The 24928-nt window shown below is 59.5% G+C and carries 27 protein-coding genes; 10 read left to right on the forward strand and 17 right to left on the reverse strand.

The genetic code is table 11. The features are described 5' to 3' along the window. Window positions 1-92 precede the first annotated feature (92 nt). The 4 genes from IB244_RS18655 (at window position 93) to IB244_RS18670 (ending at window position 4795) form a co-directional block, all read left to right on the forward strand. Complete coding sequence (locus IB244_RS18655) at window positions 93-3119, forward strand: alpha-mannosidase (protein ID WP_192305190.1); 3027 nt, start codon at window positions 93-95, stop codon at window positions 3117-3119. Between the two features lie 252 nt (window positions 3120-3371). Then, entirely contained in the window at window positions 3372-3761 is a 390-nt protein-coding gene (locus IB244_RS18660) for an antitoxin Xre/MbcA/ParS toxin-binding domain-containing protein (RefSeq protein ID WP_192305259.1), read from the forward strand. After that, window positions 3758-4276 (forward strand): RES family NAD+ phosphorylase, encoded by a 519-nt coding sequence (locus IB244_RS18665; protein ID WP_192305192.1) that lies wholly within the window; start codon window positions 3758-3760, stop codon window positions 4274-4276. Before IB244_RS18660 ends, IB244_RS18665 begins: the two co-directional genes overlap by 4 nt. 297 nt (window positions 4277-4573) lie before the next feature. Next, complete coding sequence (locus IB244_RS18670; RefSeq protein WP_018857951.1) at window positions 4574-4795, forward strand: hypothetical protein; 222 nt, start codon at window positions 4574-4576, stop codon at window positions 4793-4795. 323 nt (window positions 4796-5118) lie between these two features. Here IB244_RS18670 and IB244_RS18675 read toward each other — a convergent pair whose 3' ends face one another. The 8 genes from IB244_RS18675 to IB244_RS18710 all read right to left on the reverse strand — a co-directional run bounded on the left by IB244_RS18675 (window position 5119) and on the right by IB244_RS18710 (window position 12706). Continuing rightward, window positions 5119-5952 carry a sugar phosphate isomerase/epimerase family protein gene (locus IB244_RS18675; RefSeq protein ID WP_192305194.1) on the reverse strand — a complete coding sequence of 278 codons (834 nt, stop codon included), beginning with the start codon at window positions 5950-5952 and terminating at the stop codon, window positions 5119-5121. After that, complete coding sequence (locus IB244_RS18680; RefSeq protein ID WP_192305196.1) at window positions 5952-7157, reverse strand: NAD(P)/FAD-dependent oxidoreductase; 1206 nt, start codon at window positions 7155-7157, stop codon at window positions 5952-5954. Before IB244_RS18680 ends, IB244_RS18675 begins: the two co-directional genes overlap by 1 nt. 51 nt (window positions 7158-7208) lie before the next feature. Further along, window positions 7209-8153, reverse strand: a complete 945-nt coding sequence (locus tag IB244_RS18685) for a substrate-binding domain-containing protein (protein WP_192305198.1) — start codon at window positions 8151-8153, stop codon at window positions 7209-7211. Between the two features lie 74 nt (window positions 8154-8227). Further along, on the reverse strand, window positions 8228-8539 hold the full coding sequence (locus IB244_RS18690; RefSeq protein WP_192305208.1) for a MocE family 2Fe-2S type ferredoxin: 312 nt from the start codon (window positions 8537-8539) through the stop codon (window positions 8228-8230). Continuing rightward, the gene (locus IB244_RS18695) at window positions 8536-9570 is read right to left on the reverse strand and encodes a sterol desaturase family protein (RefSeq protein ID WP_192305209.1); all 1035 of its coding nucleotides are present in this window, start codon (window positions 9568-9570) and stop codon (window positions 8536-8538) included. The genes IB244_RS18690 and IB244_RS18695 overlap by 4 nt, the downstream gene beginning before the upstream one ends. Before the next feature lie 148 nt (window positions 9571-9718). Then, complete coding sequence (locus IB244_RS18700) at window positions 9719-10720, reverse strand: LacI family DNA-binding transcriptional regulator (RefSeq protein ID WP_192305210.1); 1002 nt, start codon at window positions 10718-10720, stop codon at window positions 9719-9721. Between the two features lie 123 nt (window positions 10721-10843). Further along, a complete protein-coding gene (locus tag IB244_RS18705) occupies window positions 10844-11344 on the reverse strand; it encodes a GNAT family N-acetyltransferase (RefSeq protein ID WP_192305212.1) in 501 nt (166 codons plus the stop codon). Window positions 11345-11941: 597 nt separating this feature from the next. Then, window positions 11942-12706: an AraC family transcriptional regulator gene (locus IB244_RS18710; RefSeq protein ID WP_192305213.1), complete on the reverse strand. Its 765-nt coding sequence runs from the start codon at window positions 12704-12706 to the stop codon at window positions 11942-11944. Window positions 12707-12793: 87 nt separating this feature from the next. Here IB244_RS18710 and IB244_RS18715 point away from each other — a divergent pair, with 87 nt between their 5' ends. Further along, entirely contained in the window at window positions 12794-13513 is a 720-nt protein-coding gene (locus IB244_RS18715; RefSeq protein ID WP_192305215.1) for a class I SAM-dependent methyltransferase, read from the forward strand. A 132-nt stretch (window positions 13514-13645) separates the two neighbouring features. Here IB244_RS18715 and IB244_RS18720 read toward each other — a convergent pair whose 3' ends face one another. Beyond that, window positions 13646-13948, reverse strand: coding sequence for a hypothetical protein (locus IB244_RS18720; protein WP_192305263.1), 303 nt, complete (start codon window positions 13946-13948; stop codon window positions 13646-13648). On the opposite strand from IB244_RS18720, the gene IB244_RS18725 reads away from it, so the two are divergent. Both IB244_RS18725 and IB244_RS18730 read left to right on the forward strand, forming a co-directional pair. Beyond that, a complete protein-coding gene (locus tag IB244_RS18725) occupies window positions 13877-14065 on the forward strand; it encodes a type II toxin-antitoxin system HicA family toxin (RefSeq protein ID WP_192305217.1) in 189 nt (62 codons plus the stop codon). The genes IB244_RS18720 and IB244_RS18725 overlap by 72 nt on opposite strands. Window positions 14066-14070: 5 nt before the next feature. Beyond that, entirely contained in the window at window positions 14071-14508 is a 438-nt protein-coding gene (locus tag IB244_RS18730; protein ID WP_192305219.1) for a type II toxin-antitoxin system HicB family antitoxin, read from the forward strand. 51 nt (window positions 14509-14559) lie between these two features. Here the strand turns inward: IB244_RS18730 and IB244_RS18735 are convergent, their stop codons facing one another. Next, window positions 14560-15936 (reverse strand): PLP-dependent aminotransferase family protein, encoded by a 1377-nt coding sequence (locus IB244_RS18735; protein ID WP_192305261.1) that lies wholly within the window; start codon window positions 15934-15936, stop codon window positions 14560-14562. Between the two features lie 315 nt (window positions 15937-16251). On the opposite strand from IB244_RS18735, the gene IB244_RS18740 reads away from it, so the two are divergent. After that, the gene (locus tag IB244_RS18740) at window positions 16252-16668 is read left to right on the forward strand and encodes a DUF983 domain-containing protein (RefSeq protein ID WP_018857939.1); all 417 of its coding nucleotides are present in this window, start codon (window positions 16252-16254) and stop codon (window positions 16666-16668) included. Between the two features lie 53 nt (window positions 16669-16721). Beyond that, the gene (locus tag IB244_RS18745; protein ID WP_113471142.1) at window positions 16722-17096 is read left to right on the forward strand and encodes a DUF983 domain-containing protein; all 375 of its coding nucleotides are present in this window, start codon (window positions 16722-16724) and stop codon (window positions 17094-17096) included. Between the two features lie 473 nt (window positions 17097-17569). Here the strand turns inward: IB244_RS18745 and IB244_RS18750 are convergent, their stop codons facing one another. The 3 genes from IB244_RS18750 to IB244_RS18760 all read right to left on the reverse strand — a co-directional run bounded on the left by IB244_RS18750 (window position 17570) and on the right by IB244_RS18760 (window position 19325). Then, the gene (locus IB244_RS18750; RefSeq protein ID WP_192305221.1) at window positions 17570-17740 is read right to left on the reverse strand and encodes a 3,4-dihydroxy-2-butanone-4-phosphate synthase; all 171 of its coding nucleotides are present in this window, start codon (window positions 17738-17740) and stop codon (window positions 17570-17572) included. Between the two features lie 210 nt (window positions 17741-17950). Continuing rightward, window positions 17951-18673: an aspartate/glutamate racemase family protein gene (locus tag IB244_RS18755; RefSeq protein ID WP_113471140.1), complete on the reverse strand. Its 723-nt coding sequence runs from the start codon at window positions 18671-18673 to the stop codon at window positions 17951-17953. Window positions 18674-18695: 22 nt separating this feature from the next. Further along, complete coding sequence (locus IB244_RS18760) at window positions 18696-19325, reverse strand: flavin reductase family protein (RefSeq protein WP_113471139.1); 630 nt, start codon at window positions 19323-19325, stop codon at window positions 18696-18698. A gap of 130 nt (window positions 19326-19455) precedes the next feature. On the opposite strand from IB244_RS18760, the gene IB244_RS18765 reads away from it, so the two are divergent. Then, window positions 19456-20133 carry a GntR family transcriptional regulator gene (locus tag IB244_RS18765; protein WP_192305222.1) on the forward strand — a complete coding sequence of 226 codons (678 nt, stop codon included), beginning with the start codon at window positions 19456-19458 and terminating at the stop codon, window positions 20131-20133. A gap of 148 nt (window positions 20134-20281) precedes the next feature. Here the strand turns inward: IB244_RS18765 and IB244_RS18770 are convergent, their stop codons facing one another. From IB244_RS18770 to IB244_RS18785, 4 genes are read right to left on the reverse strand one after another with little or no spacing between them, the layout of a single operon-like run. After that, window positions 20282-21271: an ABC transporter ATP-binding protein gene (locus tag IB244_RS18770; RefSeq protein ID WP_192305223.1), complete on the reverse strand. Its 990-nt coding sequence runs from the start codon at window positions 21269-21271 to the stop codon at window positions 20282-20284. Further along, window positions 21268-22251 carry an ABC transporter ATP-binding protein gene (locus IB244_RS18775; RefSeq protein WP_113471137.1) on the reverse strand — a complete coding sequence of 328 codons (984 nt, stop codon included), beginning with the start codon at window positions 22249-22251 and terminating at the stop codon, window positions 21268-21270. Before IB244_RS18775 ends, IB244_RS18770 begins: the two co-directional genes overlap by 4 nt. Continuing rightward, window positions 22244-23731 (reverse strand): amidohydrolase family protein, encoded by a 1488-nt coding sequence (locus tag IB244_RS18780; RefSeq protein ID WP_192305225.1) that lies wholly within the window; start codon window positions 23729-23731, stop codon window positions 22244-22246. Before IB244_RS18780 ends, IB244_RS18775 begins: the two co-directional genes overlap by 8 nt. Further along, window positions 23731-24924 (reverse strand): amidohydrolase family protein, encoded by a 1194-nt coding sequence (locus IB244_RS18785; RefSeq protein ID WP_192305227.1) that lies wholly within the window; start codon window positions 24922-24924, stop codon window positions 23731-23733. Before IB244_RS18785 ends, IB244_RS18780 begins: the two co-directional genes overlap by 1 nt. Between the last annotated feature and the right edge of the window lie 4 nt (window positions 24925-24928).

Below are 24928 nucleotides of genomic sequence, written 5' to 3' on the forward strand. Positions count from 1 at the left end.
TTGGAGGAGACGGGACGCGGATGCCAGCGGCCCAATCGCGCGACCACGTGTTCTCCCCGCCCACAGTTGCTTCTTTTCCGATAGGACCCGCCATGTCTCTCACGATTGCCCAACGCCTTGATCGTCTGAAGGTCCGTACAGCCGAGCTTGCCCACTGGCGCGACAGGCAAAGCGTCCTGATCGACGGCTGGACCTTTGAGGGCGAGCCGATTGCCCATCATCAGGATTGGCCGCACCGCAAGGGGACAGTTCATTTCGCGACATCGGTGAGCGCGCCGCGCGACTGGCCAATTGATGACATTCGCCTGCAGCTCGATCTCGGTGGTGAGAGCTTGATCACGTTGCATTATTCCGGCGGCCAGACCGAGACATTCGGGCTCGATCCCTATCATCAGGAGTTCCCGATCAAAGGCAGGGAGTTTTCGATTACCACGGAGAGCGTCGCGCGCTTTCCCTTTGGAGAGCCGAACCGGGCACCGCGGCTCAATAAGGCGCGGCTGATCTGGCTGGATGAGGCGGTCCACAAGCTTCACCTTCTATTGCGGCAAATCGGCGAGGCGGCAGACGCACTCGAAAACCATGAGGTGGTGCCGCACCTGATTGATGCGGCCGAACAGGCGCTTCGCAGCCTCGACTGGCCTTCGGACACACCATCCTATATTTCGCGCACATCCGATGCGGTCATGCAGCAGAAGATCTGGGAACTGCCGGAGCTTCGGGCAAATCCGGCCGGTTTGAGTGAGGCGCAGAGCGCTTTGGCAGCTACGGCTTTCGATGCGCTGATTGTGCGACTGAAGGAGCTTCAGACACGTTTTCCGCCGAACGGCGAATTGCTACTGACCGGCCATGCTCATATAGACCTCGCCTGGCTTTGGCCCTACGGCGAGACGCGTCGGAAGATGCGACGCACTTTCAACACCGCGCTTTCGCTGATGGAGCGGTCGGACGACTTCCGGTTCAATCAATCGACTGCTCACTATTACGCGCAGATGGAGGAAGATGATCCCGAGCTTCTCGAGCGCATCAAGAAGAAGGTCGCCGAGGGCAAGTGGGAAACTGTTGGCGGCATGTGGGTCGAACCCGACACCAACATGCCAACCGGCGAAAGCCTTGCACGGCAGGTGCTCTATGGGCAGCGCTATTTCGAGAAGCAATTCGGCTTGCGCCACACTGTCTGCTGGCTGCCAGATTGCTTCGGCTTTTCGGGGGCATTGCCACAGATTTTGCGGCTTGGAGGTATCGACAGCTTCTTCACGATCAAGGTGAACTGGAGCGAGACCAATCATATTCCGTCTGATCTTTTCTGGTGGAAGGGGCTGGATGGAAGCAAGGTACTGACCCATACCTTCGACAACCCCATGCAGGGCTATAATGGTTTTGTGCAGCCGGACTGCTTCGTGCCGACGTGGAAGAATTTCCGCGGCAAGACGCAGCACGACACGTCTCTGCTGGCGGTCGGCTACGGCGATGGCGGTGGCGGTGTCACCCCGGAGATGGTCGAACGCGAAGTGCAACTGCGTGACTTCCCTGCAATCCCCACGGCACGCTGGGGCACGGTGAAGGGCTATTACGAAATGGCGCACCGGGTTGCGGCAGATAAGGACCTTCCGGTCTGGGATGGGGAAATCTACCTCGAGCTCCACCGCGCCACGCTGACATCGCAAAGCGGCGTCAAGCGCAAGCACCGCCAAGCAGAACGGGCGCTGATAACAGCAGAGACACTCGCCTCACTCGCTCATCTGCTGGGCGCCGACAGACCTCAAAGCCTCGAGGCGGATTGGCGCGTCGTCCTGAAGAACGAGTTTCATGACATCCTGCCGGGCTCGAGCATACGCGAGGTCTATATCGATGCCGAACAGGAGCTCGACGGGGTTATACACAATGCCAGGGTGGAGCAGGCCAAGGCCCTCAAGTCGCTGTCGGCCAATCTTCCGGCAGGTGGAGTGTCGGACGCGTTGATTGCGGTTAACCCGTCACTTGCACCGCGGCCACTTGCTGCAAAGCTCTCCGACGGAACGGTTCTGTCATGCGCCGATCAAGTCGCGCCTCTTTCCGTCGCAGTTTTTGATCGCAAGACACTCAGGCCCGCAGGCAGTTTAAAAGCCACCGCGCACAGCCTCGAAAACGAGTATCTGTCGGTCGTCATCGGCAAGGATGGAGCCGTTTCAAGCCTCGTCCACAAGGCATCGGGAAGGGAAGCGTTAGATGGCACGGCAAATCAGCTATGGGTCTATCCGGCCGACAAGCCCCGCAATTGGGATGCCTGGGACGTTGACGCCGACTATGCCGAAAAGGCTGTCCGCCTCGACAAGCCTGAGAGCATTACGCTTGTCGAACAGGGACCGCACCGTGCCGCGATCCGTGTCGCCTACCGGTACCGAAACTCAACGGTTACTCAGCTCTATGTGCTGACGGCCAATGCGCGCCGGCTTGACGTCGAGATGACGATCGACTGGCATGACCGGCGTACGCTTTTGAGAACGCTGAACCCGGTCGCTGTGCGCTCGCGCACCGCCAACTTCGAATGCGCTTACGGCGTCGTCGAGAGGCAAACGCATACGAACACGTCTTGGGAACAGGCGATGTTCGAGGCTGCCGCGCATCGTTTTGTCGATCTGAGCGAACCGGGCTTTGGCGTCGCTTTGCTCAACAACGCCAAATACGGACACAGCGCGCGCGGCAATGTCATCGGCATGAGCCTGGTGCGCTCACCGATCTATCCCGATCCACTTGCCGACGAAGGCGAACAAAGCTTCACCTATGCACTGATGCCACATGAGGGCGCATGGCATGAAGGAGGCGTTTTGCAAGAGGCGATCGATCTCAATCAGCCACTCGTTACCATCGAGGCAAGCGGTCTCTCGGCGGGCACACTATCGCCTCTCGGCGTGGAGGGCATACCGGTCGCCCTCTCGGGATTGAAGCCGACCGAGGAGGGAAAGGGTCTGATCCTGCGGATTTACGAACCCGCAGGCCGCCGCGGGCGCCTGTCACTGACATTGCCGTCGGGATGGCAGGCTTCAGGAGCGTTGAACATCCTTGAAGAGCCGATTGAACGTGTTGGACCGGCAGATATCATGCCCTTTGAAATCCGGACCTGGCGGTTGCAGCCACGCTAGCAGCAGCCGGGTCAGGGTCGGCGATGTCATGTCTGGCTTTTGTTTATATAGGCCCCGCCTGATTGCAGCGGTCGCAGAATATCGACCGATGTCGGTTCCAATCACGGTGGTCTCTTCAATGGAGGCTCTGCCCATGCGGTATCCAATTCGTGCCCGTAGACGCGACGTTGTGTATTTTGCCTCCTTGAATGGAGCCGAGGTATGTCATATATTTTGTACAGAAAATGTGACATCCAATATGGCAATAAGACGATGGGACAGGCTCTCAAGAAACCCGCTCAAAATGAACCCTTAATTCTGTCCTACATGGACAGGTCCGGCAAGATCGGCATTGCGCAGGTTGCGGACGGGTTTGGGATGTCCAGAGGCCAGCTTGCCGAAACAGCCGGATTATCACGCGAGACGCTCTACAGAGCAGAGCGAAGCGGAGCAGCAAAAGCCCAGGGGCGCCTACGAGAAATGCTTGAAATCATCAGCCGGGTCAGCGACTGGGCAGGTGGCAAAGAACAAGCCATGGCATGGTACCGTGCTCAGCCGCTTCCGGCGTTTGGCGGAAGAACAGCAGAAGCGCTCGTCAAGGACGGCAAGGCCGGGGCGGTCAGGGACTATCTCGATCACATGGCGGTTGGTGGCTTTGCGTGAGGTTTACCTCAACCTGCTACCGAGCCCATGATCCACGCTGGTCTTTCAAACCGACGTCCGGTGACGGTGCGGCGATCCGTGGCGCTCGCTTCAATCCCCGAGGCGTACCGGCGCTCTATCTCGGATTGAGCATCTTAACGGCCATAAAGGAGGCCAACCAGGGTTTCGCTCACCGTATCGACCCCTGTGTATTGTGCTCTTATGAAATCGACTGCGAGGATATAGCCGATCTCTCCGCCGATGAGGGCCGGAGGGAATTCTCGGTGACGCTGGAGGACATGAGCTGCGCCTGGGCGACCGCGCTTGCGAACGGCAACCGGCCGTCCTCTTGGTCAATCTACGACCGGCTTACGGCCAACGGTATTGCGGGCGTTGTTGTTCCGAGCTTTGCGCCCGGCACGGATCCGTCAGACCGCAATCTGGTGCTCTGGGACTGGGGACCGAACTTGCCCCATCGGGTAGAGGTTTTCGACCCCAGCGGGCGGCTGCCAAGAGACCAACTGTCTTGGCTCTGATGGCGACCCTGATGCTTACCTGTTCCTGTCCTGCACCAAGCCTCGTAGGCAACATGCCAAGGGGTCAGACGTCACCGGACGTATAGGCGCGCCTGGCTGCCATTGCCACACTTATCACCATTGCAATTTACAAATCGGTCTTGGTGCGAGTAATGCGAAGCGGGAGCGGCGCGGATTGGCTCATTGGCCTTGCAAGGCGGGCGTCTCACCGATACTTCGACTAACGAGCGCGTACGCACAACTCAACGCGCAGCGGCACTTTCCCAGATAAATCTGAAGGATCTCTAAAGAAAGCTCATGGAAACCGAAACAGTTACGATCGAAAGCCGGAATGACTTCGCGCAATGGGCAATCGAGCGGGCACGGGCAATCGTCGCCGAGCAAGGTGGGAACTTGGCGATTGCAGCACGCGATATGGATGAACCGGCAATCGCTGCGACCGGAAACGCGCTCGGAGCCGCCATTGCAGAGGCTCTCCTTGAAGTCTTCGACGTTCTGGTGCCAAACGACGACGAATAGGCTGAGCTGCGGGCCCCGTCCTTTTCCCCACCTAAAGGCTGAGCCATCCTCTTCGAAGGGATGCGCCAAACTTTCCCGTCAAAGTGGTATTATGCTATGTACTCTAGCTCTTCTGTGAGCAGGGTTTATCGGCACCAAGGCCCGACAGACCCCGGTTGGCCCTTGTCCGCCTCTGTCGACAGCCAGGCCGCGACATTTGCCGCGGCCTCGGCATTCCGGAAAGCAGGCCGTCAACTCATGAACGAGCAGCATCTTTAAACGCACCGAAGATCACGTGATGGCTAGCGGCGCGGCGGTAAAGTTAGCTGCCTTTGGCGACGGCTCTACTGCGCGGTGGCGTTCCAAAGATCATGCACCATCTTGCGGAGCATGAGGGCCTCGGCCCAGCGGTCGGTCGTGTCGTTACCATCCCTTCCGGTTATCGCGTAAGGCTTCGGTCCCAGCTCACAGGTAAAGACCAGTTTGGCGTCTTCCGAAGCGCGCGCACGCCACGCGCGAAAACCGTACTCCCACCAACCCAGGAAGAGATCGACCCACGGACGATGGTGCGAGAAGGAGATCTCGATCTGCACCTGTTCACGCGAGGCGACACGGCCGTGGAAGGCGTGAGCATTGGCAAGTATGCGCCGGATGGATGCATCGTCTTCCTTCGTAACCGGAAAGGCGAACTCGCGAGCGACGAGGAAGTGCGAGAGGTCGGCAAGGAGTGGCAGATCCGGTCGCCGATCCAGAAGGTCGAGCGTGAAGTACAAGTCCGTCGTCATCCGGTCGCGATGGGTTTCGATGAAAACGGGAATCCCGGCGTCCTGCGCAAGCCGCATCCAACCGTCGAGGAGCGGTAGGCAATCGTCCACTCTTCTCAGGCGCACGTCGGGCTGCAAATTGATATGAGTGACCGGAAATTCTGCCGCGAGCTCCAGCGGCAGGCGCAAGTCCTCCACGGAACGCGGAAAGCACACGCCTTCGATCTTCAGCCCCCTGCCCCGGATCGCCTCATTGAGGCCGACAACATCCGATCGCTTCGTATAGTGGGCGCTGATGCCGTCGAAGCCCGCCTCCGCAATCATCTCGATGTTCTCTTCGAGGCTGCGCTCGTGGCCGTCGGTATGGCGGCGCTCCATGGCCCAGAGCGACTGAAAGAACAACAACTCCTGCATCACGCAGCCCGCGCAGTTTTGAGAAGGGCCTTCAGATTGACCGCCGGGTCTTCCAAGTCAGCAGGATCTGGATTGACACCCGCCATGATCAGTAGCTCCGCCAGCTTGATTTCCTTGGCAAGGCTGTTTCCGGTGCCAAGTCCTGCGGCAGCAACGAGGCGGCCTTCTTCGAGATAGAATTCAAGCACACCCCCGTCAAGCGAGCGGAGGACGATCTGATGCCGCGGCTGCGGCACGCCGGCGACCTGCAGGCCGAGATCATACTGATCCGACCAGAACCAGGGCATCGCAGCAAAGGTCTCGTTCGCACCACACATATTGCGGGCGGCAGTCTCCGCCTGGTTGCGCGCGTTGCGCCAGCTTTCGAACCGGACATGGCCACCTCCCGGCTGGGCTACTGCGGCACAGTCGCCTGCAGCAAAGATATGTCGATCGCTCGTGCGCAGAAAGCTGTCCGTCAGAATGCCGTTATCCGTCGCAAGCCCTGCTGCTTGTGCGAGTTCAATGTTCGGCACGACGCCAATCGCGGCCACAACAATATCGGCGGGAACCTGCTTACCATCAGCCAGCACGACGCTATCGGATCTGACTTCAGCAACGCCCTGCCCGAGATAAAAGCCGGCGCCCTCCTCGACGTGGCGGGCGTGCAGGCTTTGCGCAAATCGTGCCGGCACTGCGCGACCGAGCGGCCTTGATGCCGCCTCGATAATGTTGACAGCAACCCCCTTGCCGCGCAACACCGCTGCAAGCTCCATGCCGATCAGTCCGCCACCAATGATGGCGACGGTTCTGGCGCTCTCCACGCGTGAGAAGATCGTGGACGCGTCCGCAAAAGTCCGGAAATCAAGTGCCCGTTCCGCGCCGGGGCAGCACAACTGCCTGGGGCGCGCGCCCGTTGCAAGAAGCAATTTGTCATAAGCCAGCGCCTGTCCGTCGCTCAAAACGACGCGCCGCTCGTGCGGATCAATCCAAGACACCGATCTGCCGGGAAAATACTCGATGCCGGCAGCGTCCAATGCCTCAGCGGAGCAGATCGCTTTCATCTGCACCGCCCCGTCCAGTGGTTTGGAGAGAGGCGGTCGCTCATAAGGCATGTTCGGCTCGGTGCCGACCATCGCAATGGCTCCGCCGTATTCAGCCTCCCGCAAGGCAAAGGCTGCGCGCGTGCCGGCTTCTCCGGCGCCGATAATGACGATCCCGCTCATGCGTTCTCCCCTTGAAAAGTGGCCGGCGCATGAAAGCGCCGGTCGGAAGGATCAGTTCTTATTTGTGTAGTCGGCCATGTTCTTCGGCGTGACGAGTTCGAAGGGCACCCAGACCTGCTTGTCGATGGCTTTGCCGCGCGCAAGTGCGACTGCAGAATCCACTGCACTTGCGGACTGGCTCTTTGCGTTCTGGAAGACGGTCGCATCAAGGTCACCGGCAGCCATTGCGGCAAGGGCATCCTGGGTTGCGTCGATACCGATGACAATCACATTGTCCATAGAGACGCCCGCTGCCTTCAACGCTTGAACGGCGCCGATGGCCATTTCATCGTTATTTGCAAAGACGACATCGATCGGTTTACCCGCGGTGATCCAGTTCGTCGTCAGGTCCATTGCGGTCGTGCGGTTCCAGGCGGCGGACTGCTCGTCCGCAATCGTGACACCCTTGCAATCTCCGGCCGCCAGCGCTTCCTTGAAGGAGTTGGTGCGATCGCGCGAGGCCTGGTGAGCCAGATCGCCCATCAGAATGTAGACCTGCGCATCGCTGGCCTTTCCCTTCTCCTTCAGAAGCGAACATGCCGCTTCTGCGCCAAGCCTGCCTGAATCCGTTTCCTTCGAACCGACATAGGCCTGCTTTTCAGGCAACTTGCCGGAATTGTCGGGTTCAAGGTTGAGATAGACCAGAGGAATGCCGGCTTTCTCCGCGGCTTCGCTGATGCCGGGGGCAGCAGACGTGTCTGTCAGCGTCATGACGATGGCATCGACACCGGCGGCTATGAAGTTGTTGACCTGGTTCAGCTGTTTGGAAATGTCCGTCTGGGCATCTTCCACCTGCACGCTGACACCATCGACCTGCGATGCCCGGGCAGTGATGCCTTCACGCAGAAGCGTCTGGAAGTTGTTGTCGAAGCTTTGCATCGAGACGCCGATCGTTTCAGCGAAGGCAGCACTTCCCATCGTGGCGGCCAGAGCAGCCGCCAAGCACACTGATTTCATGTCATCCTCCGTAAGGTGCCGGATCACCCCGATTGCACTCCGGAAGCCCGATGGGCTATTGGCTGAAGCGCGGCCTAACCGAGGGCCACACGAACCTCTCCATCAACCAACTCCGCCGGATAGGTCTTGAGGTTCTCGCAGGCCGGAAGCCGCATGGCCTCCCCCGTCCGATAGTCGAAGGCACCGGAATGTTTGGGACATTCCACCTCGAAGTCCATGACGAGCCCGTCCGCAAGATGGATCTTCTCATGGGTGCAGAGACCGGCCGTGCAGTAGATGCTGTCATCCGGTCCGCGGTAGATCGCATAGGTGCGGCCTTCATGATCAAAGCGGATCGCGCCTTCCTGTTCGATGTCTTCGAATTTGCATGCGGATACCCAGCTCATTTGGCGGCTCCCTGCAGTTCGGAGGAAGCCTTGCGGGCGGAGAGCCTTTCCTTGCGCTTGCGATAGCGTTCCTGCATGCGGGCATCGCCGTCGGCAGAGCCGTCATGCCAGGTCCCGAACCACTTATCGAGCGGGATCAGGGCATCGCCGTAGTTCACCTCGAAATACTTGTGGTGCAGGTAATGTGCATAGGCGTGGCTGTCGACGAGCTTGTCTTCACCCACTTCCACCTTGTCAAAGCCCACATGACCGGGGATTGCGCCGAAGCCCGCATAGTGAAGCTGATAGAGCATCAGGATCGGGTTTGACGGCAGAATGAGGTGATAAAACGCGGTTCCGAGATAAAGGAGATGTTCCACCGGATGCATCGACAGCGACGACCAGGGCGACGGATTCACCGAATTGTGGTGTACCGAGTGCACCCACTTGTAGAGGAACGGCGTGTGGATGAGCCTGTGGATGCAGAAGAAATGGAACTCATGGATGATAGGAACAACGAGAGCGACAAGCGCCAGTGTCCACGGATTTTCCGAAAAGCTCAGCCACGGCGCGTAGCCATTGGCATGAGCCCAGAGCATCACGACCTCGATGCCCGTCCAGATCGTCACGCCCGACAGGAATGTACGCACCATGTTGTCGAGGTTCTGGCGATCAAACCAGAAGACGTTGTTCTTCTGATCAGCCGGGAATTTGGAATTGTACTTGAAGCGGTTTTCCTGCCGCTTCAACACATAGAGATGAAGCTCGAAGGCTCCGTAGAACAGGAACACGCAAACTGCGTTGACCGCATAGAGCCAAAGTGCCCACCCAACACTCAACGTCTGCAGCGTCTCGACTGACGGAATGATCAAAGCCCAATAGGCGACAGCAGAAGCCGCGAAGATGACGTTCCAGGGGAAGAAATAGTGCGGCAGCCACTTTGCGATTGCCAACAGCTTTGGGGGAAAGACGAACAGCGGCGCAGTCTCGACCGGCTTGTTCGGCGCCCAGTCGCCTCGCTTGTTCCGCGTCCCGTATTTCAGGTCGTCCATGGCGCTCTCCTTCGGCAAATCCTTTTACGGAAAGGAGTGGCCAAGCGCTTGAATCCGTGTCGTTTCCCTTGAAACGCCGGCTCTCCTCCCGCTTTTGAAACTAGCAGGAGACACTGAAACCTGCGAAGACTTCATTGATCAAAATAGATCAAAGGCTTTCGGCGGTGATCGTGATGAAGCGAATGGGGGTACGGTCCGGCTCGATTTTCGTAAGACCGACGCGGTGCAGCACGATATCGAGGGCGCGCTGCGCCTGTGCTTCGGGCGCCTGATCCAGCACCACGTCCATGATGCCGTCGCGCAGCGCCGTGCGGGTGTAGTCGGTCAGTTCGTGACCGACGAAAAGAATGTCTCTGCCCCGGTCGCTGCGGCGGAGAACGTCGATCAAGGCGGAATTCGCGCCACCGGCATTATAGAGCCCGACGAGGTTCGAATATTTCTGCATCGCCATGATCAAGGTCTCCGCACTGAACCGCTCCTCATCGCGGGTAAAGCCGAGCCACTCGAAGTTGATCGAACCGGGGTGATCACGGAAGTACTCGGAAAAGCCGCGGATCCGATCGCGATGCACCTGGTAGATAGGGTGGCAAAGGGCGACAACCGGCCCCTGCGACCGAACCATGCGACAGATGAAATGAGCCGCCGTACGGCCGGCGGCATAGTTGTCTATTCCGACAAATTCGACCTGATCCTCAGACGCGCGCGTAACCACATGGACGATAGGGATACCCTGCGCTGCCACAGCTTCCACCGCCGCCTTGACCAGCGGGCTGTTGGGGACGGCGAGTATAAGGCCAGCTCGCGGATAGTCCGCCGCTGTGATTGCCCGAGCGATTTCCTGCGGGTTCATTTCCTCGACGAAGCGCCTGTGGACGACGACCAGCGGATCAATACTGTGGGCGATCTGCTCAAATGCCTTGGAGAGCCGCCGATAAAACGTGGTTTCCGGACGAACCATCAAAACGTCAACCCGCAGCAGGCCACGATGGGTATCGGGAAGCACGCGCGGATAATCCAGACTGCGCGCGGCAATAACGACCTTCTCGACCAGTTCCGGCCTGACGCCCCCTCGCCCGTTCATCACTCGCTCGACGGTGGCCGTCCCCACCCCCGCCTCGCGGGCAATGTCCGTGTAATTCGCCCTGCTCATGTTCCTCCCCGCGTGTCGCGGAATTATCCGATGGGAACCGCCGGTTTGCAATCTTGTCGAGGTTCGCCAACTTGGTGGCGCCCATCAGGCGATCCAAAAGCGGTTGCCAATCGGGGCCGCAGTTCAAAGCTGGAGGGTCATTTCCACCATCGTTGGCTTAAAACCCATGGAGGCGAAGAGACGTTGGCCGTCGTCATTACGGTGCGCTGTCGACAAGACGATCTGTGTCGCCCCTCGCTCTCTCAATTCCCCGACCACTGCCGTCAGCAACGCTCGACCGGCTCCTCGTCGACGGTGGCTCTCCTCGACGAAAATGTCATAGATAGCGCCAGCCGGCCCACGCAGTGCCATATAATCGGATCCCTCAAGACCCGCATAAGCGTATCCAACAACCTTTCCATGGATCTCCGCAACGAGAACCACGACGTCGGGCTTGTCGAGTTGACCTCTCAGGTGACTCGAATATGCCGTCGGAGTTCTAGGACCTCCGGCGATAAAGCGTCGCGCATCCCAGCCGTGGTGGATCGAGACAAGCTCCGCTCCGTACATGCCAAGGAGATCGATGTCTGCCTTTGTTGCAGACCTCACAGTCGTCTCAAACTCGTCAATGGTTTCCGGTTCCATTTTGCTTTCCAGTTCGAAGCCCGCAAGCTCATTCACAGTGGTAGCGAAGGGCCTCGACCAGCACGAAAACGCTGCCGAAGGTTGCCGCCTACCCGGGTAGTATAAGGTGACAGCGTGCACCAGGCGTCGAGTACACGGATCAACCTGTCGTTCGCTAGATGGTCGGCGACACTATCCTGATGACGAAGCCCAGGCCGAAGCCATCCACGCTTGATTGCTCTGACGATCATGTCCGCATTGTTGAACGCAAGCCGCCGTCTGACGGCTCTTTCCACGCACCCGAGTACTCTGGTCGCATTGGCGCGGTTCAGCCCATCACTGAACATGCTTTGTTAGAGGCCACCTCTCCTATTTTCCGCTCGCCCTCGGCACTAGCGCCGAGAGAAACGGAAGGTCATGTCAAAAAAGATCCTTCATCACGCCATTTTCCTCGAAGCATGGCCTCGGCTCGGCCAGAAACTTTCCGCTTACCATCGGAACTCCTCAAATTTGCAACGTCTTGTATTGGAGGCAGCCGTTCCGTTCTCGTTATCGGTGGGGCAGTCGCGGAAGACGAGTGTCCACGGAAAGCACCAGAGTCGACGACGATGGTGTGCATCATCCATGCGCTTTGCTCTTTATCGGGGGAGACCCGAATTTGCGCGAAAATGCGCGGGAGAACGCGGTAGCACTGCCGAAGCCGACAAGGGCGGCGACCGATTTGACACTCCGGCCAGATCGCAGCTCAGCGCGTCCCAATGCCAAACGCCAGGCGTTCAAATAGGCTACAGGCGACTGGCCGACGGTTTGCGTGAAGGCTCCGATGAACTTTCCCCGCGACATGTCCGCTACGGCCGCTAGATCCGCAATCCGCCAGTTCCGCTGAGGATCGTCGTGCATGGCAACCAGGCTAACATAAAGTCTGGGATGAGCGAGGCCCGCCAGCAACCCGCCGTCGACAGTGCCGATTGCTATCGCTTTGCGGATAGCCCACACGACGACGATCTCGCACAGCCGTGCTTTGATCGTCCCTCCACCGCATCGCGCGTGGGCGACCTCAGCTATGACCAGCTCGGACAAGCCCAACAATTGCGGCTCGTCCGGCAATGAGAAGCGCAATTCATCGGGCAACGCGCCGACCAACGGATTCATATTGCCACCAAAATCGACTTTGGCGCCAGCATATAGAGTCACCCCTTCTGGCAACGCCCCCGCTGATCGGGCGCGGTAAAGCAGGTCGGTCGCCCCGCCGGAACCACCGGCGCCAACGATAAGAAGATTCGCAGCCTCCGCCGAGTTGCAAGGCGTAGCACTAAGTGGAAAGGCTTTGAGAAAAGCTGTTAGCCGATCATGTTTATGCTCGAAATGCGAACTTTCAATCATGCCTTTCTTCCATATCCTGCTCGCAAATCTTCTATCCTGTCGTCGGGCCCCATACCAGCCTGCCCAGGAAACAATCGAGGTGATCGCATGACACAGGGTTCCGCCGCCAAATTCGACGCCACCCGCGCAGGGGAGTACGCACGGCAGAGCCGGATCGCGCTGGCCGGATATGACGCCTGCCATGAGCTTTCCGCCTGCATGCTGTCGGCTGCGCTGGGCGAGGAAAAGCCGGCACGCGTGTTGGTTGTCGGGGCCGGAGGGACTGGGGGCGAAATTGTCGCCGCCGCCCGGCTGGAGCCCAAATGGAACTTCGTCGCCGTCGATCCGTCGTCGCCGATGCTGGATCTTGCACGGACGCATCTGGCGAACGCCGGCGTGTCGGGCCGCGTGGAAGCCATTTTGGGTGCTGTCGCCGATCTCGATCCCGCGCCGTCATTCGATGCGGCGATCATGATTGGCGTATTGCACCATCTGCCGGGAGATGCGGCGAAGCAGGATATTCTGGCGCAGATCGCAACGCGTCTGCAGCCGGGCGCACCCTTAGTACTCGCCGGGAATTACCGGACCTATGCGTCCCAGCCCCTGCTTATGGCCGCCTGGGCGGCTCGATGGCGCATGAACGGTGCAGGGCCGGAAGAGGTCGAGGCCAAAATGGGCAAGATCCTGCAGGGCGCCGAACCGCCTCGTTCGGAAAAAGCAGTGATTTCCCTGCTGGCCGGCGCCGGTTTCGATGAGCCGCTTCGGTTCTTCGCCAGCCTCTTCTGGAGTGCTTGGCTCGCTCGACGCGTTCATCGGCCCCATTTGTGAAACTGGTATAGTGCACAACATGCGTGGATGAACTGACGGGGCTTTCCAATCCCTTTTCCACGTCATCTCAAGCACAATGGGCCGCTTGAACACGACCCATTAAGGGGACTGGCCACCAGACGGCTCGGTTCCTCAGCCAGCGAAGAGAAACCAATCGAACAGCAGATTCTCCATGGCAAACTTTATTTCACGATGCCAGACGCGCTGAGCCTGGCGGGTGGCGAAGTCACAACGAACCCAGTCGACTTTTCCCCGGATGTGGTGGAAGACCGCGAGCTTATCACGGGCCAGAATCCCCGATCGGAATCCCCTTGCAGCGAAATTGATCGCCGCGCGACCGAGTGACCGTTTCGGCCTGAAGTGATGAAGTGCGGAGATATCATTGTGGTCTTGCAAAAGGATGGCTGGTACGAAGTCGCCACCGATGGCAGCCATGTCCAGTTTAGGCATCCCGAGAAACCTGGACGCGTCACTGTTCCACACCCGAAAAGGGACATCCCAGTCGGAACAGTGAAGAGTATCGAGAAGCCAGCCGGACTTAAACTGAGGTAGCGACCATGCGCAATTATATCGGATTGATCCACAAGGACGCTGACAGTGATTACGGCGTGTCCTTTCCCGATTTTCCTGGCCTGATCACTGCTGGAACTGACCTCGACGATGCGCGAGCTATGGCCGAAGAAGCCTTAGCCCTACACATCGAAGGTCTAGCCGAAGACGGCAAGGCAATTCCCAAACCCTCCACACTGGAGGCGGTGATGGCAGACGCGGAGAGCCAAGACGGCGTTGCAATTCTAGTTGGCGTCAAGACGGAAGCCAAAAGTGCGGTTCGCGTAAATATCACTCTGCCAGAAGATGTCCTGAAGGCAATCGATGCGTTCGCGGAAGCCCAAGGGTTGACCCGATCAGGCTTCTTGGTCCGAGCTGCCATCCATGAGATCGGCCACGCAAACGACGACTACGACGATAACTACGCAGAGACACGGCTTCTGTAACGGGCCTAAGCGGACGACGGTGAGGATGGTCGAGGCCTTGCGACTCTTCGGTCAGACCACCATCGTCGAGAACGCGGGCTGCTGGGCTAGAAGGTCTGCCAAAATCCGGAGGGCGCGTGTAAGTTCCTCCAGGTTCACCGGCGCGCCAAGCGCAAGTCGTATGGCTTCGGGCGCGGAGGCAATCGCAAAGGCGTCGCTGGTGACGATACCGATCCCTATCGAACGCAATCTGGAAACCAGTTCGCCTCGCGTCCAAGGTTCAGGAACCTTAAGCCACACGTGGAAGCCGCCCGGAGAGGATTCAACATCGAACGGAAGGAGCGCCTTGACGGCATCCAGGCGCTTCGCTGTTTCCTTGACTATTTCGCCTCTGACAACATCCGCTACTCCCGTCTCTATCCATTGAGACGCGAGAGCACTCGTGAGCGGAGAAACAATTGACGCCGACGCCCGGATCGCGTTGGCCACCCTCTGCGTACGACCTTCCGGCACGGCGACATATGCGACTCGAAGGGCGGGAGACAGGCATTTGGATAAGCTCGCCACATGATAGACCGCCTCGGGCAGCAGTGCTGCGAGTGGCGGTTGCGGGGCCGGGACAAGGGCGCTATACGCGTCGTCCTCGATAATCGGCACGCCATATGTCCGCGCAACATTTACGAGATCGTGCCTTCGATGAACGGGCAGTGTCCGTGTAGTCGGATTGTGAAGCGTTGGCATACAATAGAGCGCTTTCGGCTTCGCCTCCCTGCATACCTGCGCAAAGGCGTCCGGAATAAGCCCGTGATCGTCCATTGCAACCGGTGCCAATTTGAGCCTGAGATGGGATGCGATCGAGCGGAATCCGGGGTACGTGAGTTCTTCCGCGCAGACGACATCGCCGGGCTCTGTCAGGACGCTGAGAATGGCGTGAAGCGCTCCCTGCGCGCCTGAGGCAACGACCACACGATCAGGCGATATCCCCGGAAGCCGCCTTGAAAGCCAAGACGCGCCGACGATACGATCCTCCATGATGCCGCCGGGTTCCTGATACCTTAGCAGGAGGTCCAAGCCCTGTTGCTGAAGGTCTTTCGCCCCATCCCACATTCTCTGTTCCAGGACGGGATCGAGAAACCGCGGCGGCAGGTTCATGCTCATGTCGACGACGCCAGAGGGCTGTTGTGATGGTCGCGCGCCACGCTTTGATCGCACGTATGTTCCTTGACCCACCTTGCCTTCAATCAGGCCACGGCTGCGGGCCTCCGAGTAGGCTCGGCTGACTGTGGTGAAGTCTATGCCGAGGTCGTCAGCGAGTTTGCGCTGCGTTGGAAGTTGCACCCCTTCGGCCAATCGACCACTTGCGATGTCCTCGGCCAAAGCATCCGCAATCGATAGATAAATGGGTCCCTCGCGGGTGCCAAGGTAAGGTGTCCAAGATGCCGCGGTCATCGATTTTCCATTCAATGTAACTACATGGTATCCATATAAGCTCCATATATTTCTCCTGATTGTCAAGGAGATTGGGCCGGGATGAACGGCTCCCAGAAATTCGGGGCCATAATAACAGAAATGATGTTTTGTTGGAGTGGTGATCGAGTGGCAGCTCCCAGATGCGTCGAGGTTGCGGCGGTGTTCAGGCTTAAAACTGAACCGGTCAATCACGTTCAGGTACGCGCTGACAGCTGCGACAAATTGTAAACTGTAGGAGTTGATTGGATTATTGTATGCATACATTAATTCAATCAATTCTGGAAGTGTAACGCGATGACGATGGAATGGCCTCCACTGCCACCCATTCAAACGGGACTGCGCGGATTGTGTCCCCAGTGCGGGCAAGGGCATCTTTTTGACGGCTTTTTGACTGTGAAGCCCAAATGCGAAGTTTGCGGCCTCGACTACTCCTTCGCCGATCCCGCAGACGGGCCGGCGTTTTTCGTGATCTGCTTCACATGCGTGCCGGCCGTCGCGGTGGCATGTTGGATTGAGGTTGCCTATTCCCCCTCAATATGGGTGCACCTATTCACCTCTCTACCGCTGGTACTGCTGGCATGTCTTTTGCCGCTCCGGCCATTGAAGGGCTGGCTGATCAACAGTCAGTTCTTCTTCAAGGCAGAGGAGGGAAAAATCGACCGCGACTACGTGAGGCCTACGGCACCCGAGCCGCAAATCGAGCACGACTGACGTCGGCTCCTGCGGGCATAGACACATCCGATCAATTCTTGGAACGCACGAAAATGACCAACCAATGGCCTCCGCCGTCGTCAATCAAAACTGAATTGCGAGGGCTGTGTCCCCAGTGCGGGCAAAGCCAGCGCTATGTTGGCTTTCTAACTGTGAAGCCTAAATGCGAAGTTTGTGGCCCCGATCGTTCTTTGGCCGCGCCGGCGGATAGACTGGCGTTCTTTGTAATTTGCTTCATATGGGTAACAGGTGTTGCGCTGGCGTGGCGGATCCAGGTTGCTTATTCGCCTTCTGTCTGGGTCCACCTCTTCGCCGCTTTTCCGCCCGTGCTTCTCGCTTGTCTTCTGCCCCTTCGGGCGTTGAAAGGCCGGCTTATCAGCAGCCGGTTCCGCTTCGACGCAAAAGAGGGAATGATCGACCCAGACTAGGTTCGACGGGAACCACGCAATCGCACACCGAGCGCGGTTGATATCGACACCAGCAATCGCAGACCGAATTGAAAACGCGTTGACGTGTCAAGCCGGAAGCCGGGGTGCTTGCAAATACGGCTACACAATTGGTCGTCACGATGCACATGAGAGCCTTCATTATGGATTGGGTACCTATAGTCTTCGTTACGTTTAAGCTACTGGCGTTAGGCATCGCCATGTTCTTCGCCATCAAGTGGCACTACGATCAGGGGGAGAAGGGGGAAACGCAAGCTATGCTACGCACCGGCGGCAAGATGGCTGCAGTCTTCATGCTAGCACTAATAGGCGTGGGGCTAGTCGCCTTCACCTTTAGCAGGATGCTCGGTTTGGACTTGAGCTTCCCATGATGGTACCAAATGCGCCAAGCTTAGAGACGTTCCCGGAGCGCTACATTTTCCGATTGCGTTGAACGCGATCGCCGGTGGACTCGGTCAGCCTTGGCCCTGAAGACCGTGCCGCTTCGCGAATACTTCCAAGTCTGGAAAGTGGGCTTTCGTTGCCACCTCGCAGATCACGCCTGACGGAGCGAGTCCTGCAATCCTCGAAAGGTCGACGGCAGCTCCCGTATGGCCTGGCCGGAACAGGACGCCGAAGAGCGACATAGCCCATTGCAATGTGCTGCTAGCGGTAGGCCCAGTCGCGTACCCTGCCACCCTAAAGCCGCGAACGCGTGCAGAGGGCGATTCTCAGAAACGCCGTGGCCAACAGACCGGGAAACGTGCTGGCGCGTCGAAGGCCGTTACTCGACGATCAACTTTTTGTCGCGCGGCCGTGGTTAGGCGCTTTGCTGTTGTCGTCGTCTGGTTTCCAATTCACGCGCAGGCAGCCACCTTGGTCTCCTTGATGCGCGGATAATCATAGGCATTGACCTTCGACGTCGTATACCCGGCACCGACCAAAGCCTCGGCTAGTTTGATCGCCGATGTTACGCCGTCAATGACAGGAACGCCCGTGGCCTCGCGCAACCGATCGCAGAGTGCCGACATGCCGGCGCAACCGAGGATGATGGCTTCGGCCCGGTCGTCCTTCTTGGCAATCTCGATCTCGCGGATCAACAACTGCTCGGCGGCAACCGGATCTTCCTCCAGCCCGAGCACCGGCAGGTTGATGGCTCGCACCTTCCGGCAATGACGCTCGGCGCCATAATCGCTCACCAGATCCTCGATTATAGGGATGGAGCGCGGCAACGTGGTGATGATCGAGAAGCGGCGACTGATGGTCATGGCGACCTGTACGGCGGCCTGGCAGATACCGATCACCGGTCCCCGCGCTACCTCACGGGCGGCATGGAGCCCCGGATCGTCAAAGCAGGCAACGACATAGGCATCGACGCCCAGATGCTCGCCCTTGCGTATTTCATCCAGCATGCCCGGTACCGCCATCGCTTCATCAGCACCACCCTCGATACTGACCGGGGCATCGAAGGGGTTGACGGCGGAGACATCCGTATCCCGCTGCTTCACACGCAGGGCACTAGCCAGCGCCTGGGCCGTCATGGACGCGGTTGAATTCGGATTGATCAAACGAATGTGCATATGGTCGAACCTTTCAAAGCCCTTATTTGTCTTGCGGCTTTATGAAATCGGCAATCGGTGGAGCCGTCAGGACGAACTGACGGTCCGACGTGATGTAATTGTCGGCATGCAACCGAGCGATAGGCTGGTAGCGCTCAGGGTCGACATAGCGCCCCTCTTCATCCAGGCATTCGCGGCGGACGTGCATGTGAACAACTTCGCCAAGAACGAGGGTACGACGCGGGTAGTCGATCAACCGCTCGATCCGGCATTCGAAAACGCACGGTGCTTCAGCAGGATAACTCGCGTCGATCTTGCTGCAGGTCTTCGCCGTCAGCCCGGCCATGGAGAGTTCGTCGATCTCGTTGTCAAACCCCAGTCCGCACACCAGCATTTGCCGGGAAATGGTCATATCCACCATGGAGATGGCGAATTCCTGCGTCCGGCGAATATTGGCCATCGTGTCTTTTTCTTCGCCGGAAAGGCGCGGTTGAATACCGAGCACCACGATGGGCGGATCGTGAGAGAAGACGTTGAAGAAGCTCATCGGCGCTGCATTGTTGTGGCCGGCTTCGGACCGGGTCGTGACAAGCGCAATCGGGCGCGGGCCGATGAAGTTCGTCAGCAGACGGTAGCGGCTTTGCGGCTCAAGCTGGGTGAAGTCGAATTCCATGATCGAGTTCCGGTATTTTAATCAACAATATCGTTTCATATTGTTCACAATCTTGCAATCAAAATCCCATTGTTGCGGTTGACTTTTTCTGCGGCATCACGCTCTCTACGGCCAATGGGGAGTCAACTTGATGACTGAGCAAAACGGTCCTTCTACGCAGCAGATTGTCGAGAAAGTCTGGCTGTCCATCGCCGAGCGTCGACTGCGTCCGGGGGTACAGCTGAAGGAAGAGCAACTGGCCGCGATCTTCAATGTCAGCCGCGCCCGCATCCGCCGGGCGCTGACAGTTCTGGAACGCGACGGTCTCGTCACCATCATTCCCAATCGCGGCGCCTTCGTTTCCAAGCCCTCCGTCGAAGAGGCGCGCGACGTGTTCTTCGTGCGTCGCACGGTGGAGCGTTGCGTTGTTGAGCGCCTGTGCAAGTCCGTCTCCAAAGCTGACCTGAAGCGCCTGCGCGAGCATGTTGCCAAGGAGCGCGTCGCCAATACCCAGGATGTCACCACTGATATCATAAAGCTCTCCGGCGGCTTCCACCTGCTGCTTGCTGAAACCGTCGGTTCCGACTTCCTATTCACCACCATGAGGGACTTGATCTCCCGTTCCTCCCTGATCACAGCCGTCTATCGCAACACAAACCGCTTCAACTGCGGACCTGACGAGCACGCCGAGATCGTAGAGGCGATCGCTGCCAACGATGCAGACAAGGCGACCCACCTGATGGCGCATCATCTCGAACACGTTGAATCCGAGCTCGACCTCAGCGAGATCCGCGACCTTTCTCACGACCTGCGTGCCGCGCTGGCGTGACAATCGAAGCTAGTGCCGAGCGAATGCGAGGCGATGAGAGGTTGTCTCCACGACCCTGAGGAAGCCTTCCCCTTTATCCGGTCCGTCTAGCCCCTCCGCCCGGCTGCGGCGAAGGTGGCAAGCCGCACCTTGCAATATGAATGCCGACTCAAGCCGGAACGACCTCATCGTTTACCAGATGGCAGGAAACGCGCGTGCCACCGGCAAGCGTGCGCACGGCCGGCACTTCGGCCGAGCAGCGCGCGGTCGCCATCGGACAGCGCGGATGGAAAGTGCACCCTGTCGGCGGCTTTAGCGGGCTCGGCACTTCGCCGCCCGAAAGCTCCCGATCGCGCTGCGGCGCGTCGATGTTGGGAATGGTCTGCAACAGAAGCTGCGTATAGGGATGGCGCGGGTTCGCGAAGAGCTCTTCCGTCTCCCCCTCTTCCACGATGCGGCCGAGATACATGACAGCGATGCGATCCGACATGTGCCGTACCACGCTCATGTCATGGCTGATGAAGAGATATGTCAGGCCCAGCTCATCCTGCAACCGGCGCATGAGGTTCAGAACTTGCGCTTGTACCGAAACATCGAGCGCCGACGTCGGCTCGTCGCAGACTAGGAATTCCGGCTCGCTCGCAAGCGCACGTGCAATGGAGATACGCTGGCGCTGGCCGCCCGAAAATTCGTGCGGGAATTTTTCGCCGTCCGAGGCTGAAAGACCAACTGTGCGCAGCAGGTCTTCCACGCGCTCGGTGATCTCGGCCCGCGTCTCCCGCAGCTTCAGCTCGCGCAGCGGTTCTGCGATGATGTTCTTCACCCGCCAGCGTGGGTTGAGCGAGGCATAGGGGTCCTGGAAGATCATCTGGGCGGAGAGTGGCGCCCCCTTGCGGCCCGGCGCGAAGCCAATTTCGCCCGCGCTCGGGTTGAACAGGCCGGTCACCAGCCGCGCCACGGTCGACTTGCCGCAACCGCTTTCGCCGACGATGCTGAGGCAGCCGCCGGCCGGCACAGTGAAATCGATGCCGTTTACGGCCTGCACGAACTGACGGGGCTTACGCTCGATGACGCGGTTCAGCCAAGGGGCGGAAACGTCGAAGGTCATGGACAGGCCGCGGACGGTCAGCGCCGGTACTTTCTGAGCGGATACGGTCATGCGGTTCCTCCTGCGTTCAGCCAGCAGGCACTTGCACCATCGCCGACAGCGGTGAGTTCGGGACGTTGGTCTAGACACCGCGCCCCGGCGGAGCGACAGCGCGGATTGAAGCTGCAGCCGGGCGGAATCGCGTCTAGCCGGGGCATCGAACCGTCGATTTGGTTCAGTTTCTGCACCCGCGCGCCGAGCGACGGGATCGAGGCCATCAGCCCCTGCGTATATGGATGGCACGGGGCATGCAGCACTTGCTCGACCGGGCCGATCTCGATGAGGCGGCCGGCATACATTACCGCAACGCGATCGGCGGCTTCCGCTATGACGCCCATGTCGTGGGTCACGAGCATGACGGCAGTCTGCTTCTCCTTGCAGAGACGGCGCAGCAGCGAAATGATCTGCGCCTGGATCGACACGTCGAGCGCCGTCGTCGGCTCGTCGGCGATGACCAGCTTCGGGGACGCTGCGAGTGCAAGCGCGATCACCACGCGCTGGCGCATGCCGCCGGAAAACTGGTGCGGATAGTGGCTGACCCGCTCCTCCGGCGAGGGGATGCCCACATCGCGCAAGAGCTGAACGGCGCGTGCCCGCGCTTCGGCCTTACCGAGTGAGAGATGCTGGCGGATGGTTTCGGTGAGTTGCGCGCCGACCGTGAACAGCGGGTTTAGCGAGGTCAGCGGGTCCTGGAAGATCGCGCCGATCTCGCGGCCGCGGATGCGCTCCATTTCCTTGTCGTCAAGCGAGTCGATTCGGCGTTGGCCAAGCCAGATTTCGCCGGCGGCGATCCGACCGGGACGTTCGAGCAGGCCCTGGATGGCAAGGCCGGTCATCGACTTGCCGGCGCCGGACTCCCCGACCACGCCGAGAATTTCGCCCGCACGAATCGAAAGGCTAACATCAGACAGCGCAGTCACCGTGCCGCGGCGACCTGGAAACTCGACCTTCAGGTTGCGGACATCGATGACCGCCTGTTGTGCTTCACCCATTTGCGTCCACCTCGATTGGATAGCTCGGCGGGAAGATTTCCGAAACCGGGGGATTGTCCCAGCTTCGCTCGGGGTATTTGGCGATCAGTCTGTCGTACTGGACCTGTGCCTGAATGCGGGCCCTTTCCATGTCGATGCCCGCCACCTTGCGCGACAGCATCGAGACGCGGCCATCGACGAAGACGGCGCGGGTGACCTTACCCGAACCGCCGGTGACCAACGTCGTGATCGGGTCAATCGACGGCGCCATCACTGCGTCATCGAGATCGAAGACGGCGATATCGGCGCGGGCGCCAGGCGACAGGTGGCCGATATCATCGCGCCCGAGCGCGCGAGCGCCACCGATCGTGGCCGCATCGAAGAGATCGACCGTACGCAGCTTGTCGGGTGCACCGTCGGCGATGCGGCCGGTGATCAGGCCGGCGAGCAGGTTCATCAGCATGTCCGCCGGTGTCGTGTCCGTGCCCATCGCGATGTTGATGCCCCGCTTGCGGCAGGCGGAGAAGGAATTGAGGATGCTGCCGCCACGGCCGGAAACCAGGGGGCAGTGGACGATCGAGACGCCGTTTTCCGCGTAGAGTCCCAGGTCCTCTTCCGTCGCATTGGTCGCATGCGGCGCGATCAACCGATCGCTGAGCAGGCCGGCATTGGCCAGCCAGACCGGCGCCGTCGTGCCGTGCAGCATCCGCACCGTATCGACTTCCATCGCACCCTGGGCCATGTGCAGGCGGAACTTGCAGCCGAGATCGCGGGCTGCCGCATCCGTGCGCTGAATCAGCGCGAGCGTACTGGTCTCTACCCGGTCGGGCGCCAGCATACCGCGCACGAGATCGCCATGGCGGCCGTTCTGACGCTCGATATAGGCGATGGCTTCCTTCAAGCCTTGGAAACCACGCTCCTCGTCGAACACCGGTACCATGCGACCGGGCTGTTCCAGCACCATACCGCCGGAGCGGTAGGCGGGGCTCAGATAGACCCGCAAACCGAGTTCGCCGGCAGCATCGGCGGCAGCATCGAATTCGGCGACCGTTTCGCCCCATTCGCGATAGAACAGCGAGGCGATCGGAGCAGCGGTGGTGATGCCGTTCAAGAGCAGTTGTCCAAAGGCGAAGCGCTTCTGGAAGGCCAGCTCTTCCTGGCTGTACATTTCATAGGGACCAGCCTCGACATAGGAGCGCGGCCAGACCCGGCCTTTGGCCCAACCGGGATGGTGATCGATACCGAGTATGGTTGTATCGAGATCCGACAAGGCATCGAGATCGATCAGGCCGGGGCTGATCAGCGCATTGCCGTAATCGATGCGGCGGGCGACTTCGCCAGGGAAGCGATGGCCGACAAACAGGATTTCGCCACCTTCGAACACCACTTCGCCGTTGCGCAGCAGGCGGTGGGCGCCGTCCCTGTGGCCGACAACCCAGCTTGCAGTGATCAGCGTGCGGCCTTCGGGGCGACGGCCGAGATCGAGGGAAAGATCGCTCATCATGGCATCTCCACTATAGCCTTGCCCTGACGGGCAACGACGCGACCACCCTTGACGACCAGCGGCCGCGGTGCAATGTCAACGACGGCATGGGCGAGAGTTTCGCCGGTCAAGAGCGTGAAGTCGGCATTGCAGCCGACATCGAGGCCGTACCCCTCCAGTCGCATGACATCGGCGCCTCCCTGGGAGACGACGTGCAGCACATGGGCCAGCTCGATATCCGAGCGCAGGCCATTCTTCATGCCGATGATCTTTGCGCGGTCGAGCATGTCCGGTTGGCCCCACGGACCCCAGGTATCCTGAATGCCGTCACAGCCGCCGCCGACCCGCACGCCGGCTTCCTTCAGTCGCATGATCGAGGGCACGGTGGCCGAGGGCGCACCGGTGGTCAGGATCGCGACGTCGAGGCGGGCGATCTCTTCAATCAGCTTGCCGACGCGGAGATAGTCGTTCATGCCGAGCGCGAAGGCGTGACTGATCGCCACCTTGCCTTCCATACCGTTGGCGCGGATGCGCTCGAAAATCAGTTCCATCGTAAAGGCACCCAGTTCGCCTGCCTCGTGCAAATGGATGTCGATATCGACGCCGTGCTTGACGGCAAGCGCAAAGAGGATGTCGAGCTGCCCCTTGGGGTCCCGATCGATACCGCAGGGGTCGATACCACCAAGCACCTCGCAGCCTTGACGCAGGGCTTCGTCCAGAAGCTCCACTGTGCCCGGCATGACCATGACGCCGGACTGCGGGAAGGCGACAATTTCGATATCGATGATGCCCTTCAGCGCATCCCGTGTCTTCCAGACGCCTTCTACGATCGACAGGCCGTGCGTAGTGTCGATATCGACATGGCTGCGGATATGGGTTGAGCCGTGGGCCGCAAGGCCGATTGCGTGTCGCATCGACTGGCGATGCGGATCGATGCCTATGTCCAGGCGGTTTTCGCGTTCGAAGTCGATGCGGCCACGCAGGATCGCGGCACGATTGTTGACATGCCAAGGCATGCCCCAGGTCGTCTTGTCGAGATGGGTATGGGCATCAATCAGGCCTGGCGAAACGATTGCACCGTGACCATCCTCCACGGCCATGCCGGTCTCGGGCTGATAGGTACCAAGGCCTGCGATCTTTCCGTTCTTGATCAGGATGTCGCAGCTTTCGCCGGCCATAGGCCTGACATTGCGGAGAAGCAGATCGTGCATGGGA

This window comes from Rhizobium sp. RHZ02 (assembly GCF_014851575.1).
In the GTDB taxonomy this organism is placed as follows: domain Bacteria; phylum Pseudomonadota; class Alphaproteobacteria; order Rhizobiales; family Rhizobiaceae; genus Rhizobium; species Rhizobium altiplani.